Origin of the sequence: Xanthomonas sp. WCS2018Noco2-27, assembly GCF_031843525.1 — a bacterium.
GTDB lineage: Bacteria > Pseudomonadota > Gammaproteobacteria > Xanthomonadales > Xanthomonadaceae > Xanthomonas.
Genome location: NZ_JAVTIK010000004.1, coordinates 255260 through 272789, shown reverse-complemented (window position 1 = coordinate 272789; position 17530 = coordinate 255260). Strand labels below are relative to the sequence as shown.

Here is a 17530-nt window from a genome sequence, read left to right as displayed (position 1 = left end):
GCGCCATCTGCTGATCCTTTCCCGTTCCGCGTCGTGGTCACGCCGGCAGTTTGAAGTCGGCGACCGAACGGCGCAGATCGGCAGCGAGCTGAGCCAGGTTGCCGATCGAGTCGGCCGTCTGTTCCGCACCCTGCGATGTCTGGCTGGTGATCTGACGGATCACGCCCATGGTCTGTGTGATATCGGTCGCCGCCGCCGACTGCTGGTGTGCGGCGATGGAGATGTTCTTAATGAGGTTGTTCAGTGCGTTGGACACGCGCTCGATTTCGGTCAGCGCGGTGCCGGCGTCTTCGGCCAGGCGTGCACCGGACACCACTTCGGAGGTGGTCTGCTCCATCGAGCTGACCGCCTCGTTGGTATCGGCCTGAATGGTCTGCACCAGGCCTTCGATCCGGCGCGTCGCACCGGAGGTGCGTTCGGCCAGGCGTTGCACTTCGTCGGCCACCACAGCGAAACCGCGACCGGCCTCGCCTGCCGAGGCCGCCTGCACCGCGGCGTTGAGCGCCAGGATGTTGGTCTGCTCGGAAATGTCGTTGATCAGTTCCACGATCGAGCCGATTTCCTGGGTCGATTCGCCCAGGCGCTTGATGCGCTTGGAGGTTTCCTGGATCTGGTCGCGAATCTGGTCCATGCCCTGAATCGTTTCGCGCACCACGCCGGCACCTTCGGCGGCGATGACCACCGAGCGCTGCGCCACTTCGGCCGACTCGGTGGAGTTGCGCGACACCTGTTCGATGCTGGCAGCGATTTCGCTGATGCGCTCGGACGCGGTGGTGATCTGGTTGGCCTGCTGGCCGGCGGCTTCGGCCAGCTGCATCGCAGTGGCCTGGGTTTCCTGGGTCGACACAGCCACCTTGGCGGAGGTGTCGTTGATGGTGGTCACCAGGTGACGCAGCTCGTCCACGGCGTAGTTGATGGCGTCTGCGATGGCGCCGGTCATGTCTTCGGTCACCGAGGCCTTGACGGTCAGATCGCCTTCACCGAGCGAGCTGATTTCGTCCAGCAACCGCATAATCGCCTGCTGGTTGCGGCTGTTGAATTCCACCTGTGCCTGGTAGCGCACGTCCTGCTCGCGGGTCCGTACGCGCACCGAGCTCCACACGAAACCGACGATGGCCAGCAACGCGATCAGGCCGGAGACCACACCCAGCCAGAAGTTCGGAAACAGGCGCGTATCGCGCACCGAACCGAAGGCGGAGAACGCATCGAACAGCTTCTTGCTGTCGTCGAGCATCTTGCTCGAACCGGCGGTCAGCGCTGCGGCCGACGACTGCGCGGCGAACAGGTTGCGCGAGCTGGCGAGGATGGCGTCGATGTCCTTCTTCATCGTCGTCCACTGCGCCTGCGACTGCTCCAGCGCCGACAACGCGGCCGGGTTGCGCACCGCGGCGATGCCCATTTCTTCGTTACCTGCGCGCAGGCCTTCCAGCATCTGCGTGAACACCACCGAGTCGCGTGCCAGCGCGTCGCCCGAGGCGGCGGCATTGGCGCCACCGGCGCGCATTTCGGTGACCCGGCGCGCCATGGTGCCGGCAACCACGACCTGCTGCAGCGTGTTGTAGATCTGCGATGCGGGTGCGCCGCTGACCGTCATCGCGCGCACCACTTCATTCAACTGCGCCTGCAGCTGCGGCACGTTGCCGGAAAAGCGTTCGGCGTTGCCGGCCAGACCGAGCACCGCCGGTTCGCTGGCGATGACCTGGTCGGCGTTCTTGCTGAGCGGCACCCAGGTTGCCTTGAGCTGCGCCATCGAACTGGCCACCGAGCCTTCCTGGCCGTAACGGCCATCCAGTTCGCTCACCGTGCTGTCGATGCGGCCCTTGGTTTCCTTGAAGGCCGCAAACGCCTTGGCATCGCCGGACACCGCTTCGCGGCCCTGGTTGGCCAGCTGCTGCGAGAGCACCTGCAAGTCGGCCGCGCCGGTGCCGGCACCGGCAAGACGACTGCCTTGCCAGGTCGCGACGCCGGTATTGGCGCCAAACACGATCATCGACAACACCAGCAAGCCAAGCCAGAAGCTGGTGCTGACGCTGCCGAGCTTGTTGGTCTTGCGGGCGTCCGGGGCGGTACTCATGGTTCGACCTCGATCTGTATGACGTGGCGGGGTCGCGGCTTAGGCCGCGGCCTGCCGGAATTCAGGAGTGCGCGACAGCAACGCCAGGGAGAACACACCCCAGTCCTGCGTCTCGTTGCGGAAGGCACGGTCGATAAAGTGCGCGTAGCGGCCCTGGGCCAACTCGCCGGGCTCGACCGCCTGTGACTGTTCGAAGCTGCGTTGGCCGTACAGCTCATCGATGGTCAGCGCGACGTCGCCGCCGCTCTGACGCATGATCAGCACACGCTGGCCTTCCTGCAGCACCGTGCGACGGCCCTCCAGGAACTGCTTCAGATCGATCACCGGAAACAGATTGCCGCGCAGGTTGCCCACGCCCAACAACCAAGGCTGCCCGCCGGGCACCGGCGTCACCGGCGGCATCGGCACGATTTCCGCCACTTCGCGGAAATCCGACACCAGTCGCCGGGTACCGACCCGGTAGCCGACACCACGCCAGATATCGACCGAGAACTGGCGTTCCGGCAGTGGCGTGGCATGCGCAAGACTACGACGCTCGTAGTCTTCAAGAATATCGAATGGAGAACGCATCAACGCACCAGTTGTTTGATGCGTGCGATCAAATCGTCTTCGCGCGGCGGCTTGACAATGTAGTCGCTGGCACCTTGTCGCAAACCCCAGGCCTTGTCGGTTTCCATGCCCTTGGTGCTGACCAGCAGCACGGGGATGTCCTTGGTAGCCTGGTCGCGTGCAAGTGCACGCGTTGCCTGGAAGCCGCTCATGCCGGGCAGCACCACATCCATCAACACCAAATCGGGCGCCTGGCTGCGAATCAGCTCAAGTCCCGCTTCGGCGTTGTCGGTGGCGACAACCGTATGGCCAGCTTTTTCCAGCCATTGACTGAAGACTGCCCGATCGGTGGGCGAGTCCTCGATCAATATAATTCGAGCCATGTTGCCTTTCCCCCTGGTCAGGCGTGGACGTACGTGCGGATCGCGCTCAGTAGTTCTTCACGGGTGAATGGCTTGGTCAGATATTGCTCGGAGCCGACGATGCGGCCGCGTGCCTTGTCGAACAGGCCATCCTTGGAAGACAACATGATCACCGGCGTCGACTTGAAGAGCTGGTTGCCCTTGATCAACGCACACGTCTGGTACCCATCCAGGCGCGGCATCATGATGTCGACGAAAATGATCTGAGGTTGCTGGTCCGCAATTTTGGCCAGTGCCTCGAAACCATCCGTCGCTGTCACTACTTCACAACCTTCCCGCTTCAGCAGCGTTTCGGCGGTGCGGCGAATGGTCTTCGAATCATCGATCACCATCACCTTCAGTCCTGCGAGTTCCCCACCCGCAGCAATGTTTTCACTCATGCAAATATCCCCGGACGCGCAACGCTTCATCCCTTCCGACGTCGCTACGAAACTGCATGTATATCCCAAGACCCGCATTGACTGTCAAGGGCGCATTGCCGGGCCCCCGCCAGGCGGACGTTCCGACCGCGTCTGGGTGCGTCCGGACCGGCAAGTCGCGCATTTGCGACCCGCCAGACACGCCATCGCCCACCGCTTGAAGTTACCATCGGCAGCTTGTTCGAAAGGTTTAGCCCCATGTTGCTCGACGTCGTTGTGGTGATGGATCCCATCGCCTCCATCAAGATCGCCAAAGACACCACCTTCGCCATGCTGCTGGAAGCCCAGCGCCGTGGTCATCGCTTGCATTACGTGCGCCCGGGCGGGCTCAGCCTGCGCGAGGGCCGCGCGGTGGCGCAGGTCGCGCCACTGAGCGTGCGTGAGGACAAGGCAGGCTGGTTCACCCTGGGCGAGTTCGCCGAACTGGCATTCGGCCCCGGCCAGGTGGTGCTGATGCGCAAGGATCCGCCGGTGGATGCCGAGTTCGTCTACGACACCCAGGTGTTGAGCGTGGCGCAGCGCGCCGGCGCGCAGATCGTCAACGACCCGCAGGGCCTGCGCGACTACAACGAGAAGCTGGCGGCGCTGCTGTTTCCGCAGTGCTGCCCGCCGACCCTGGTCAGCCGCGATGCGGCGGCGCTGAAAGCCTTCGTGCTGGAACATGGACAGGCGGTGCTCAAACCGCTGGACGGCATGGGCGGGCGTTCGATCTTCCGCAGCGGCACCGGCGACCCCAATCTCAATGTAATCCTTGAGACGCTGACCGACGGCAACCGCAAGCTGACCCTGGCGCAGCGCTTCATCCCCGACATCACCGCTGGCGACAAGCGCATCCTGCTGGTGGATGGCGAGCCGGTGGACTACTGCCTGGCGCGGATTCCGCAGGGCGATGAATTCCGCGGCAATCTGGCCGCCGGCGGGCGTGGCGAAGGCCGGCCCTTGTCCGAGCGCGACCGCTGGATCGCCGCGCAGGTGGGCCCGGAAATGCGCCGGCGCGGCATGCGCTTTGTCGGCCTGGACGTGATCGGCGATTACCTGACCGAGGTCAACGTCACCAGCCCCACCTGCGTGCGCGAGTTGGACGCGCAGTTCGGCCTGAACATCGCCGGGTTGCTGTTCGACGCGATCGAGGCCGGCGCCGCGCAATGAGCACGGCCGCGGCGCAGCCTGCTGCGATGGACGAGCGCCAGCGCCTGAGTGCGATGCTGGTGATCTCGCTGTTGCTGCACGCCGCGCTGATCCTGGGCGTGGGTTTTACGATCAGCGAAGACGCGCCGCTGGTACCGACGCTGGATGTGATCTTCAGCCAGACCAGCACGCCGTTGACGCCCAAGCAGGCCGACTTCCTGGCCCAGGCCAACCAGCAGGGCGGCGGCAACCACGACACCGCCCAGCGCCCGCGCGACAGCCAGCCTGGCGTGGTGCCGCAGAACCGCACCGGGCTTGCCCCACAGGCGCAGCGCGCAACCAGCGTGCAGGCCCCGGAGCCGACCCAGACCCGCGTGGTGAGCAGCCGTCGCGGCGAGCAGGCGGTGCCGACGCCACAACCCAATCCGCAGACCGATCCGCTCACCCCGGCCGATGCGCAACGCGTGCAGCGCGATGCGGAAATGGCCCGGCTTGCGGCCGAAGTGCATCTGCGCTCGGAGCAATACGCCAAGCGCCCAAACCGCAAGTTCGTGTCAGCCAGTACCCGCGAATACGCTTACGCCAACTATCTGCGCGCCTGGGTGGATCGCGCCGAGCGCGTGGGCAACCTGAATTATCCGGACGACGCGCGTCGGCGCCGACTGGGCGGCAAGGTGGTCATCAGCGTGGGCGTACGCCGCGACGGCAGCGTGGAAAGCAGCCGCGTCCTGATCTCCAGCGGCGTGCCGGCGCTGGACGATGCCGCGCTGCGCGTGGTGCAGCTGGCCCAGCCGTTCCCGCCCCTGCCCAGGACCAAAGACGACGTGGACATTCTGGAAGTCACGCGCACCTGGTTGTTCCTGCCCGGCGGCGAGCTGCACGACGACCGCTGAAGGTGCGGTGGAACCCTACCGATCTGCGCGGGCCATGCGAGGTGTTGCGGTTCGGACACGATGCGGATTTTGTACCCTTGGATGGTGCGGCGTGCCTTCAGGCGGGTGCGACCTGCAGGCCGGCGCGATCGCGTTGCCCGCGTTGATTGAGCGGAGCATTGACAACGATCGCAGCCGGCGGCGGCCGCCAGTGTGTTCAGCCAAGCGGTCGCCCGCGTAAGTCAGGCCACCTGCGCCGCGGCATGCAACTGGTCGGCCAATGCCACAATCTCGGCAGCATCCTGGACCCGCTCGCGCCAGGCCGCCGGAATGCCGTCGACGCCGTAGAACGCGCCGGCCAGCTGGCCGCAGATCGCAGCGGTGGTGTCGGCATCGTCGCCCAGGTTGGCCGCGCGTAGCACCGCATCGGCGAACGTCTCGGTGGTGGCGAAGCACCAGAGCGCAGCCGACAGCGAATCGACCACATAGCCGGTGCCACGGATCTGCGCCGCGGGCACGGACGCGTGGTCGCGCGTGGCCAATGCGCGCACTGCCGGCGTGACCAGGGTGTCGCACTGCGTCTGCAGCACCGCATGACGCTCGCCACCGAGCAGCGCAGCGCGCAGCTGCAACGCGAACAGCCGGCAGGCATCCAGCGCTTCGGCGGCGGCATGCGTGGTGCGCGAACTGTCCGCGGCACGCGCGCCCAATTCGTCGGGGCGATGCGCGTAATACATCGGCACCGGCGCCAGCCGCATCAACGCGCCGTTACCGGCCGTGCGCGGGTCCTCGCTGCCGCTGAAGGCCGGTCCGCCATCCAGATACCGCTCCAGCGCCTGCCGCACGGTGCCGCCAATATCGAAACAGATGCCGGTGCTGCTGAGGTAACCGTGCTGGTACCAGTTGCAGTAGCGATTCATCTGATCGGCGGCATCGAATCCGTGCCGATACAGCAGGCTGTGCGCCAGGCACAGGGCCATCGAGGTGTCGTCGGTCCATTGCCCGGCACGCAGTGCAAACGGGCCACCGCCGCGCATGTCGTCGATCGGGGTAAAGCTGCCGGGTGCGCAAAATTCCAGCGTGGTGCCAAGCGCATCGCCGACCGCCAGACCCAGCAGACAGCCGCGAAACCGCGCACGCTCGCTATCGCCGCGTGTCATGGCGCGGCTGCGGCCGCCTTCGCTGCGCGTGCGGCCTGTTGCTCGACCAGCGTCAGCGCGACGTTATCGCGCAGATAGGCAGGTTCCACGCGTTCCGGCGCCACGCCTTCGCCGCGCTGCAACGCCGGTACCGCCAGCGTGAGCAGGTCGGCGGCGTGCGGCAAGGCGCTGGCATCGACGCTGCTCAACTGCGTTGCAAAACGCTGCTGCAGGAGACCATCGGCGGCAGCGAAGCCGGTGCCCACTCCGGCGAAGCGGTGCAGTGTTTCAGGCACGACCAGCGTATCGGGCGTGCAAACCACTTCCGGCGCCAGTTCCAAAAACCCATTGCCATGACGCGCGAAGACGCCGGCATACACCTCGCCCATGCGCGCATCGATGCAGGCCAGCACATGCGTGGCATCGGCAGGCGCACGCAGCGCCAGTACCTGCAGCGTGGAGACCGCCAGCACAGGTCGATCCAGACCCAATGCAATGCCCTGCGCGATGCCGATGGACAGGCGCACGCCGGTAAACGCGCCGGGCCCACGACTGACCGCAATCGCATCGAGCTGACGCCGCGTGATGCCGGCTTCGGCCAGCAACTGCTCGGCCCACGGCAACGCCAGTTCCGCGTGGCGACGTGGCGCCAGTTCGAAACGCTCGATGACGCGCCCGCCTACGGACAGCGCGACGGAACAGGCTTCGGTAGAGGTTTCGAATGCGAGAACGTTCATGGCAGGACCGCAGCAGGAAGTAAGGAGAAAGATCAGCCGTCGCCGAACGGCAACGTCAATCCGGCATTGTCGCCCAGCGGCGCGGAGACGCCAAAAAACGCCCGCACATCGGCGATTTCACGCGTGCGCGCAAACGGTGGCAGCGACTTCATGAAAGTGCGTCCGTAGCTCTTGTTCACCAATCGCGGGTCGCACAGCACCAGCACGCCGCGGTCGGTCTCGCTGCGAATCAGCCGCCCAACACCCTGCTTGAGCGCGATGACCGCCTGCGGCAATTGCTCGTCGCGAAAGGGGTTGCCGCCCTCGCGGCGGATCGCATCCAGGCGCGCTTCGAACACCGGGTCGTCGGGCGCGGCAAACGGCAGTTTGTCGATCACCACCACGCTCAATGCATCGCCGACCACGTCCACGCCCTCGCGGAAACTGGCCGACCCCAGCAGCACGCCGTTGCCGGAATCGCGAAAGCGCTGCAGCAGCGTGGCGCGCGGCGCTTCGCCCTGTACGAACAACGGCCATGGCGCACCACGCAATGCTTCGGCCGCTTCGCGCAGAGCGCGGTGCGAGGCAAACAACAAGAACGCACGGCCGTTGGAGGCGTCCAGCACCGGGGTCAACGCCGCGATCAAGGCGGTACCGAAACCGCGCGCGGCCGGATCGGGCAGATTGGGTGGAAGGTAGCACAACGCCTGACGTTCCCAGTCGAAGGGACTCGGCTGCAGCAAGGTCACCGGGTCGCTCAAGCCCAATCGCAGCGCGATGTGGTCGAACTCGCCACCCACCGCCAGCGTGGCCGAGGTGAACACCCAGGCTGCCTGCGATTTTTCGCGGTGCTCGCGTAGCGGCCCGGACACGTCCAGCGGCGTGCGCTGGCAGCGGAATCCACGCGGGCTGAGCTCATACCAGAGCACATCGTTGTCGACGGCCTGTTCCGGCAGATCCTGGGCAAAATCCGCCACGGGCACGTCTTCGCCCAGCCAGCGCGACAAGCGGTTCAGCGCTTCCTGCGCACGTGCGGTGCAGCCATCGAATCCCGGTGAGGCCTCGCGCAACGGCAGCAGCGATTCGCCCAAGCGCGCCAATGCCGACAGCACCGCATCGAACCCTTCGCGCACCTGCGGTTTGGCCAGTGCACGCCATTGCGTGCCGCGCGGCGGCAGGCCTTCCATGCCGGCGCGCAGGCCGCGCAAGGCCTCGTCCAGGGCGAGGATCGGCTCTTGCAGACTGGCCTGCGCACCCGCGACCAGACGCGCTTCGACCATGCAATCGCGCGCCAGCTCCTGCCACGGCCGCATGCCGAAACTTTCGCCGAAGAAATTGGCTGCAAGCTCCGGCAGCTGGTGCGCTTCGTCGATGACAAAGGCCTGCGCGCCCGGCAGGATCTCACCGAAGCCTTCCTGCTTGAGCGCCAGATCGGCCAACAGCAGATGGTGATTGACCACCACCAGATCGGCGGCCTGCGCACGCTGGCGTGCCTGCACCACGAAGCACTCGCTGTAGAACGGGCACTCGGTGCCCAGGCAGTTGTCGACGGTGGAGGTCACCATCGGCAGCAGCGGCGAATCGTCCGGCAAGGCTTCCATCTCGGCCATGTCGCCGTACTGGGTGCGTCCGCTCCAGGCCACGATGCGCTGGAATTGCGACACCTGCTCGGGCGTGGCGAAGCGCGGCTCGCCGCGTGCCTGCTGGGTGCGGTACTTGCAGAGGTAATTGGCGCGGCCTTTCAACAACGCACTGCGCAACCCGATACCCAACGCGGCACGCACGCGCGGCAGATCGCGATGGAATAGCTGATCCTGCAGCGCACGCGTGCCGGTCGAGACGATGGTCTTGAGCCCGGACAGCAATGCCGGCACCAGATACGCATAGGTCTTGCCGGTGCCGGTGCCAGCCTCGGCCAGCAGCACGTCGCGCTGTTCGAACGCCTCGGCGATGGCGCCGGTCAGGCGCAACTGCGCATCGCGCGGCGCAAACGCATCGAGCTGACGCGCAAGCGCCCCGCCCTCGCTGAGCGCCTCGATGCTGGCAGTGGCAAGTTGGGACATGAGACCGACGGATGCGGAAGAAGGAGCACGACAGCCTAGCGCGTGCGCGGTGATGCTGCCTGGATCGGGTCTGCAGCAGTCAGTAAACACTTGATCGCGGTAAGGCGACTGCGGCAGACGTGAGAGAGGGATGCATCAATTTTACAGCTGCGTTGTGCCATGCGCGGCTGATGCCGATTGCCAGCGAGGATCAAGCGCCTTCGATACAGTTGGCGCGCGCTGATCGCTGCGTCATCCGTGGACTCCAACACGTTGTTGCGTTCTTCTCGCTACAGATGCCCTGCTCCATCCGGACACAGATTGCATCCCGATCGGCGATGCAAACGTCGTCACCCAGCGGTTTGGTTGGCATGCATCGGCGACTTGCAGACAACAAGGCAGATTGCCCATGCCACGCGCGTGGTCACACATCACCCATAAGCGGCCAAAGGCACGCAACCACGAACGCATACCACTCGAACACCAGACCTGCTGCGGACGAGGCGGAGGGTACTGTTATCGAGTGACCTATAAGAGGCCCGCTTACGAAACTACTCGCCCAACCGCGCATGACGCAGCCAGCCGAACCGGCCGCGCTGCTGGCAGCGCAACCGGTCTTCCACGCACTCAGTACCGCTTCACACCCGGCACGGTGCAGCCGGCGATCTGCGACTTGGCCGAGGCGGCATTTTCCTTTTCGCCGCGCGCCAGCCGCGATTGTTCGATGGTGGCCCAATGGCGCCGGCACAGCGGGCCGGTCTTGGAGCCAAGCTCCACCGCCTGGTTGGCAAAGCGTTCGGCGGCCGGCCAATCGGCCTGCAGCACGGCCACTTCGGCACGCTCCTGCAGGATCGCCGGGTCGCCGGACACCAGCCCCAGCGCCTGATCCAGCGCCGCCGCAGCGCCGGGCAGGTCGCCGGCCTGGCGCTTGGCCTTGGCGCTCTCACGCAGGTCGTCCACCTGCGGGTCGCGCAGCGGCTGCACCGACAACTCGGTGTCGTCCACGCCGGCTTCGCGCTCGATCAGCAACAGCCGTTGTGTGGGCGTGGTCGGGTCCACCGGGGTCGGCGGCGGCGCGGGCGGCGCGCTGACGCAGGCAGTGACTGCGGCGAGCACGCCGATCAGGACAACAAGGCGGTGCAATCGGATCATGGGGTCACTCCAATCAATGTGCAGGGGGCGCCGACGCAGGCGCCGGGGCGGGTTCTTCCGGCTTCTTTTCCAATCCGAAGAAACGCCGCCAGCCGCCACCGCTGGATTGCTCGGCGGGTGCGGATCCATCGTCCGGCACGTCTTCGATGGAGGGCGCATTACCGGCACACGGCGCATAGGCCGGCGTGAAGCCGACAACGAACGGGAACTGGCGTGCGCCCGGGCAGCCAGCATCGGTGACGCCTGTGCCGGCCGCATCTACCGACTGCCAGTCCAGGCCCTTGCCACTGACCTTCAATGGTGCGCTGGGCAGGCGCGCGAAAATGCTCGACCACACGCGCATCGCGCCGGTCGCGCCGTACAGGCCGGTCTCTTCGTTTTGATCGTTACCCATCCAGATCACCGCCAGATGGTCGCCGGTGTAGCCGGCATACCAACTGTCGCGGCCGTCGTTGGAGGTGCCGGTCTTGCCGGCCGGCGACAGGCGCCCGAGGCCATCGCCCAGCAGCTGACGCGCAGTACCGCCACTGACCACCTGCTGCAGAGCGACGCTGATCAGGTTGGCCGCCACCGAATCGCCTTCCTGCGCCGGCGCCGGGGTCTTGTCGTAGCGCTTGAGCAACTTGCCCTGCGGGTCGAGCACGCCACGCACCGCATGCAGTGGCTGGATCTCGCCACCGGCGGCCAGGAACTGGTACAGCTGCGCCATGCCGTACGGACTCTGATCGGTGGCGCCCAGGATCAGCGATGGGTTCGGGTCGGCCTTGATGCCGGCCAGCACCTGGATCAATTGCGCCACGCGGTCGGCGCCGACCTGCATGCCCACGCGCACCGTGGCCTGGTTATAGGAATGCGCCAACGCATCGACCAGCCGTACCGTGCCGTGGCTGCGGTTGTCGGAATTGCCCGGCGACCAGGTCTTGCCCCGGCTGAGCTGCACCGTCACCGGTGCATCGTCGACCCAGCTGGACAACGCCCAGCGATCCGGCGAGGCCAGCGCCAGCAGATAGACGAACGGCTTGAGCAACGAGCCCACCTGCCGCTGCGCTTCGACTGCGCGATTGAAGCCCGGCTTGGCCACATCGCGGCTGCCGACCACTGCCAGCACATCGCCGTTGTGCACGTCGGTCATCACCAGGCCAGCCTGCAGCGGCGGGCGCTTTTTGTTGTCCAGCCGCTTGATGGTGCCGGTCACCGCGCCTTCGGCATAGGCCTGCGCGGACGGCGACATGCCGGTGAGCACGCTCATGCCGGCGCCTTGCAGCACGCCTTCGGGGTAATCGTGGGCCAGCTGCCGGCGCACCAGATCCACATACGCCGGGAAGCGGTTGGCCGCGACCAGACCCGGCTCGGTGGGCACGCCCAGCGGCGCAGCCAGCGCGCGCTTGTATTCGGCGTCGTCGATCAGCTGGTTCTCGTGCAGCTTGCCCAGCACAAAGTTGCGCCGATCCAGCGCGCGCTCCGGATTGCGCCGCGGGTCGTAATAAGACGGCCCCTTGACCAACCCGATCAGCAGTGCGATCTGCTCGGTGGTCATCGAATTGAGCTCGCGACCGAACCACAGCTCCGCACCCGATGACACGCCGTGGATGGCCTGCCCGCCGCGCTGACCCAGATAGACCTGGTTGAGGTAAGCCTCCAGGATGGTGCGCTTGTCGTAGCGCGCCTCCATGATCACCGCGTACAGAATTTCGTTGAATTTGCGCGTGACCGTCTGTTCCTTGCCGATGCCGAGCAGCCCGCTGCGCGCCAGCTGCTGGGTCAAGGTGCTGGCGCCCTGACGGACCTGGCCGCCGGAGCGCACCATGATCCACGCCGCACGCACCATGCCGCTCAGATCGATGCCGTGGTGGCTATTGAAATCGCGGTCTTCTACGGCCTGCAAGCCGGTGACCAGCAGTTCCGGCACTTCTTCCATGCGCACCAGTCGGCGCTCTTCCTGCTTCTGGCCATACAGCGTGGCGATACGCGCCGGATCCAGGCGCGCGCTCTTGAGCGTCTTGCGGTCGGCAGCATCGCGCAGGCTCGCCACCCGGCCGCCAGCCAGGCTGACCTCGATACGTCGGGCAGGCACGCGCCCGTCCACATCGTTATAGCCACGGCTGGCGATGGTGAAGCGGCTGCCATCCTGCTGATAGGTGCCGGCCAGCTTGGCCTGACCGTCGTCGCGGTAGGACGCCGCATCCAGCTCGGTCTTCAGCGTGGCCGCATCCAACGCATTGCCGGGCACCAGCACCAACGGGCGCCCGTACACACGGGTCGGGATCTGCCAACGCAGCTCGCCGAAGCGTTGCGTGACCTGCTTGTTCAGATACACCGTGTAAGGAATCAGGAAACCGAGCGCCAGCGCGATCGCGGCAAATCCCCAGACAATCAGTCTGCGTTGCCAGCGGGAGCCTTGCGCGTTGGAGTCGTCCTGAAAGTCGTCGGAATCGTCGTGGTCGTAGCGTCGGGGCACAGGGATGCGAGAATGTAGAGTCGGGCGAGTCTAGCGCAGCGCTGTCATGGTTGCGGCCCGCTGGGCCCGCCGACTTAAGCGCGGCTAACAAACCCCCGTACTCACCGCGCCGCCGCTGCAGCCTGTGCTCGGCGCGGCCTGTGCTCCTCGGTACACTGGCGGCGGTTGTCTGCCGGCTGCGCCATCGCACTCCCTGCTGACTCCATTCACCCGTCTCTCCGCTGGAGTTTCAACGCAATGTCGATGTCCCTGGCCGATGCGCGCTATCTGTTCAATCGCGTGCTCGGCCTGATCCACCGCAGCGTGGCCAGCATGCGTACACGCGGGTGGCGGGCCACCTGGCAGCGCATTCGCGTACACACGCAGGCACCGCCGGTGGCGCTCGGCACACCGCTATGGCTTCCCGATGCCGCACCATTTGCTGCATTCGCAGTACCGCACAGCGCCGTGCCGCGCGTGACGGTGGTGATCCCGGTCTACAACCACATCGCCCATACGCTGGCCTGTCTGCGTGCGCTGGCTGCGCATCCACCAACGCTGGAGGTGGAGATCGTCGTGGTGGACGACGGCAGTAGCGATGCCACCAGAGTGCAGTTGCCGCAGATTGCCGGCCTGCACTACCACCTACGCACCAGCAACGGCGGCTTCATTGCTGCCTGCAACGACGGGATTGCGCTGGCGCTTGGCGAATACGTGGTGTTGCTCAACAACGACACCATTCCGCAACCCGGCTGGCTGGATCGACTGATCGGCACCTTCACAGCGCATCCGAACGCCGGCCTGGTCGGCGCGCAATTGGTGTATCCGGACGGGCGCCTGCAGGAATCCGGTGGTGTGGTCTTCGGCGACGGCAGCGCCTGGAGCTACGGCCGCTTCGAGTCGGCCGACGACCCGCGCTATGCCTATGTGCGCGCGATGGACTACTGCTCGGGTGCGGCCATCGCGCTGCCACGGGCGCTGTTGCTGCAGACCCTGGGTGGGCTGGATCGCCGCTACATGCCGGCCTATTACGAAGACACCGACCTGGCCTTTGCAGTGCGCGCCGCCGGGCATCAGGTCCTGGTGCAGCCGGCCAGTGTGGTGGTGCATGACGAAGGCACCAGCAACGGCACCGACACGCGCACCGGAGTAAAGGCCTATCAGGTGCGCAATCAAGCCGTTTTCGCGGAAAAATGGCAGCAGGCGCTGGCGACGCAGTTGCCGGTCGGCACGGTGCCCGGTCCGGCGCAACTGCATCGCAGGCAACGCCAGGTGCTGATCCTGGACGAAGGCGTGCCGCACCCGGATCGCGATTCCGGCTCATTGCGGCAGTTCAATCTGATCCGGCTATTGCGCGAAGAAGGCGCCCATGTGGTGTTCGTGCCAACCCGGCGCGAACATGCCGGACGCCACACCCAGGCGCTGCAGCAACTAGGCGTAGAGGTGTGGTATGCGCCGTTCCTGGACGGCATCGGCAGCTGGTTGCGCGCACACGGCCCGCGCTTTGCGGTGGTGCTGCTGGTGCGGCACCACGTTGCCCACGCCTGCCTGCCATTGTTGAAACAGTGCGCGCCGCAGGCACGCACTTTGTTCGACACCGTCGACCTGCATTACCTGCGCGAGCGCCGCGGCGCCGAGCTTGCCGGCGATGCCAATCTGCTGCGCAGCGCCGAACGCACCCGCGTACGCGAACTGGAAATCATGGCGGCCACCGACGTCACCCTGCTGGTGTCTGCCGCCGAACAGGCGCAATTGCGCGCGGACGCGCCGCAGATCCGCACTGCCCTGCTCTCCAACCTGCACGAAGTCGCCGGCAGCGGCCACAGCTTCGTGCAACGCCGTGATCTGGTGTTCGTGGGCGGCTTCCGCCATCCGCCCAATGTGGATGCGGTGCAGTGGTTCATCAGCGCGATCTTCCCGCAGGTGCGCGCGCAACTGCCCGACGTGGAATTTCATTGCATCGGTGCGGATCTGCCGGCGGCGCTGAAGCTGCTTGCAGACGAATGCCCCGGCGTGCGATTGCATGGCCACGTGCCGGATCTGGTGCCGTTCATGGACAGCGTCCGCATCGCAGTCGCCCCGCTGCGCTTCGGCGCCGGCGTCAAAGGCAAGATCAATCTGAGCATGGCGCATGGTCAACCGGTGGTCGGCACCACTTGCGCGGTGGAAGGCATGCATCTGCGCGATGGCGTCGATGTCTGCGTGGCTGACCAAGCCGATGCCTTTGCCAGCGCCATCGTGCGGCTGTATCAGGATGCAGCGCTATGGCAGAAGCTGGCCGACAACGGGCTGCGCAACGTGGCCGAGCACTTCTCGCTGGACGCAGCGCGCGCGACGGTCCGCGAGCTGTTTATCGCGGACTGAGGTGGCGCCCCTGGTGACTCACGGGTGCGTTGCGGATCGAGTAGTTGTCGTCGTACCACGCAGATCATTGCGGGCTGCATGGATGTCTTGGCGCGCAGGACGCGGGACTTCGCAGAGTTCGCTCACCGCGACGACGAACGCGCACATGGATTGCGACGCTTCGCTCGTCCCCTCATCCGCCGTTTGGGCACCTTCTCCCGATGGGAGAAGGGAGCAGCAACCGGTACGGACTGCGAGCAACTAACAAAACTACTTTGCTGCACCAGGCGAGCGCGTCCGGTACTCGGAATACTCATGTACCACGCGTACGCTCCGGTTCTGAGCGCGCCGTCCACACCCACCCGCCAACCGCGCACTACGTCTTGCTAGCCGCTCTGCGGTCATCTTCTGCGCGACAGGGGCAGTGCTGCGGGTGCGGCCAGCCGCCATGGTTATCTCGCCCTGAGCAATCGCCTGATGCACCCAAGCTGGTCGGTCAGTGCCTGCGGCGAAGATGACGTCGAAGCGCTCCTGGATGTCTCCGGTCTGATCACCATCCACTACCGGCATGTACAGGCCAAACGCCGACAAAAACAGCGCACGCCTCAGCGCTGCTCTGCCACCGCTCTGACCCGGCGGGTGAATTCGGCCAGCTCCGGCAAGCCGGGATCTAGTTGATGGGCTTCGTCCTGGGCACGGCGCGCGAACACTGCATCCTCCTGGCCCAGGCGCTCGCTGCCGACCGCGACCCAGCGCTGGGCCAAGCGTCGACGCGCGCCGGGCAGCGCATCGCCATTCGGCGTCAGCGCCTGCCAGGCATCCAGGCAGCCGCGTGCCGCACGCAGACGGTTATTGCGCAGCTCGTCTTCGAAACAACGCTGGCTGGCCGGCACCACGCGTGCGGCGGCCTGCAGCACGCGTGGATCGCGCGGTGCCAGCGCTTGCGCCGCGCGCACCGCGTCGTAGGCGCTGGCGCCGGGCGGCGTCATCCATTGCTGCCGCGCTTCGGCATCGGCGACGCGTTGCAACAGCAGGCGCAAACGGCGCTCGCGCACGCCACGCGACAACCCGGTTTCCGGGCTGCGCTGGGCGTCGCGTGCGCGGGCAATAGCCTGCTCGGCCTGGGCGATGGATGCGGCGCCCGGCACCAGCGACTGCGCCTGTTGCAGCGACTGCGCCTGTTGCAGCGACTGCATCGCCGCGTCGAACTGAAAATCTGCGGCCTGCCGGCCTGCCTGCGCGGCGTATTCGCTGGCCACCCGTTCCAGCCCGCGCTGCGCGCCGACATCGGCCGGCTCGGCCGCCAGCACGGCGTTGAAATCGCGTGCAGCGGGGGCCAATCGACCGCGGCGCAGCAATGCCTCGGCACGTTGCCGGCGCTGGTCCAGCACACGGTGATAATGCCCTTCGGTCGACGGCACATCGGCATGCCCGGCGTCGTAACGTTTGGCCGCTGCCAGCAGGCGCGCCGCCTCGCCGAGTGCGTCGCGCGCCAGCGCGTGATGCGCCTGCGCCAAGAGATCGGTCAAGGCATCTTCGCGCCCTTCCAGTGCGTCGGTGCGGTCGGGCGCCAGGGTCAAAATGCGCTGATACAGCGGCAGCGCGCTGTCGGGCGTGCCATCCAGGCGACCTTGCTGCTGAGCGGCAACGGCCTGCGCCAGCAAGGCATCCAGCCCGGCGCGGCGCGCCTGCAGTTGACGCAGCCGCAGCGCAACCGGCGCCACCTGTGCCTGCGGCACCTCCAGTGCAGTTGCCAGTGCCAGCGTGCGCTGCGCGGCGTCCGCATCGCCGGCCGCGATGGCGGCGCGCGCCTGCACCACGGCAGCCACGCCGGTCCGGGCCAACCCGACCCGCGCCTCGCTACGATCGTTGTCCAGCGCAAGCGCCGCGGTGAACAGCTCGCGCGCACCGCTGCCGTCGGCGGCACTGAGCTTGCCGCGCGACAGCGCAACATCGCCACGTTGCAGCAGTTGCTGGATCCGGGTATCCGGCCACAGCACATCGCCCAGCGGCTTGCGCAGCGCGATGACGCTCAACAGCAGACAGGCGGCCAGCGCCAGCACCACGCGCCACAGCGCACGGCTGCGCAACGGCGCCCACAGGCGCGGCGACCTGACCCAGCGCGGCAGCGGGAACATACGGTAGCGTCCATCCTTGGCGCGACCTGACGGGGGCGCGTTCACGTGCGTATGGTAGCTGGCCGTGTTGCGAAGACGGTGTAGGGGCGGGATTAGCGG

13 protein-coding genes and 1 other RNA gene are annotated in these 17530 nt (G+C 66.4%); 4 read left to right on the top strand and 10 right to left on the bottom strand.

Going from position 1 to position 17530, the window contains the following annotated elements; all coding sequences use genetic code 11:
- Positions 1–37: 37 nt before the first annotated feature.
- Genes RQH86_RS10225 through pilG form a run of 4 tightly spaced genes read right to left on the bottom strand, consistent with a single transcriptional unit; the run spans position 38 to position 3425 of the window.
- On the bottom strand, positions 38–2074 hold the full coding sequence (locus RQH86_RS10225) for a methyl-accepting chemotaxis protein (RefSeq protein ID WP_055849207.1): 2037 nt from the start codon (positions 2072–2074) through the stop codon (positions 38–40).
- Positions 2075–2113: 39 nt separating this feature from the next.
- The gene (locus RQH86_RS10220) at positions 2114–2644 is read right to left on the bottom strand and encodes a chemotaxis protein CheW (protein ID WP_046962985.1); all 531 of its coding nucleotides are present in this window, start codon (positions 2642–2644) and stop codon (positions 2114–2116) included.
- Positions 2644–3006, bottom strand: coding sequence for a response regulator (locus tag RQH86_RS10215; protein WP_006450735.1), 363 nt, complete (start codon positions 3004–3006; stop codon positions 2644–2646). Before RQH86_RS10215 ends, RQH86_RS10220 begins: the two co-directional genes overlap by 1 nt.
- 17 nt (positions 3007–3023) lie before the next feature.
- Complete coding sequence (gene pilG / locus RQH86_RS10210) at positions 3024–3425, bottom strand: twitching motility response regulator PilG (protein WP_005913706.1); 402 nt, start codon at positions 3423–3425, stop codon at positions 3024–3026.
- A 237-nt stretch (positions 3426–3662) separates the two neighbouring features.
- Between pilG and gshB the strand changes: the two genes are divergently transcribed.
- Together gshB and RQH86_RS10200 are read left to right on the top strand one after the other, a co-directional pair.
- Entirely contained in the window at positions 3663–4613 is a 951-nt protein-coding gene (gene gshB / locus RQH86_RS10205) for a glutathione synthase (RefSeq protein WP_055849199.1), read from the top strand.
- Positions 4610–5485, top strand: a complete 876-nt coding sequence (locus RQH86_RS10200) for an energy transducer TonB (protein ID WP_311240117.1) — start codon at positions 4610–4612, stop codon at positions 5483–5485. Before gshB ends, RQH86_RS10200 begins: the two co-directional genes overlap by 4 nt.
- 221 nt (positions 5486–5706) lie before the next feature.
- Here the strand turns inward: RQH86_RS10200 and RQH86_RS10195 are convergent, their stop codons facing one another.
- From RQH86_RS10195 to mrcB, 5 genes are all read right to left on the bottom strand, one after another.
- Positions 5707–6624, bottom strand: a complete 918-nt coding sequence (locus RQH86_RS10195) for an ADP-ribosylglycohydrolase family protein (RefSeq protein WP_311240118.1) — start codon at positions 6622–6624, stop codon at positions 5707–5709.
- Positions 6621–7340, bottom strand: coding sequence for a tRNA (adenosine(37)-N6)-threonylcarbamoyltransferase complex dimerization subunit type 1 TsaB (gene tsaB, locus RQH86_RS10190; protein WP_311240119.1), 720 nt, complete (start codon positions 7338–7340; stop codon positions 6621–6623). Before tsaB ends, RQH86_RS10195 begins: the two co-directional genes overlap by 4 nt.
- A gap of 32 nt (positions 7341–7372) precedes the next feature.
- A complete protein-coding gene (locus RQH86_RS10185) occupies positions 7373–9382 on the bottom strand; it encodes an ATP-dependent DNA helicase (RefSeq protein WP_055849187.1) in 2010 nt (669 codons plus the stop codon).
- A 606-nt stretch (positions 9383–9988) separates the two neighbouring features.
- Positions 9989–10513, bottom strand: coding sequence for a hypothetical protein (locus RQH86_RS10180; RefSeq protein ID WP_055849184.1), 525 nt, complete (start codon positions 10511–10513; stop codon positions 9989–9991).
- 13 nt (positions 10514–10526) lie between these two features.
- Positions 10527–12971 carry a penicillin-binding protein 1B gene (mrcB, locus tag RQH86_RS10175; RefSeq protein WP_311240120.1) on the bottom strand — a complete coding sequence of 815 codons (2445 nt, stop codon included), beginning with the start codon at positions 12969–12971 and terminating at the stop codon, positions 10527–10529.
- A 237-nt stretch (positions 12972–13208) separates the two neighbouring features.
- On the opposite strand from mrcB, the gene RQH86_RS10170 reads away from it, so the two are divergent.
- Positions 13209–15314 carry a glycosyltransferase gene (locus tag RQH86_RS10170; protein WP_311260636.1) on the top strand — a complete coding sequence of 702 codons (2106 nt, stop codon included), beginning with the start codon at positions 13209–13211 and terminating at the stop codon, positions 15312–15314.
- A gap of 294 nt (positions 15315–15608) precedes the next feature.
- A non-coding RNA gene (locus tag RQH86_RS10165) (sX9 sRNA) lies at positions 15609–15685 on the top strand.
- A gap of 213 nt (positions 15686–15898) precedes the next feature.
- Here RQH86_RS10165 and RQH86_RS10160 read toward each other — a convergent pair.
- Positions 15899–17431, bottom strand: a complete 1533-nt coding sequence (locus RQH86_RS10160; RefSeq protein WP_311240122.1) for a hypothetical protein — start codon at positions 17429–17431, stop codon at positions 15899–15901.
- Positions 17432–17530: the final 99 nt, after the last annotated feature.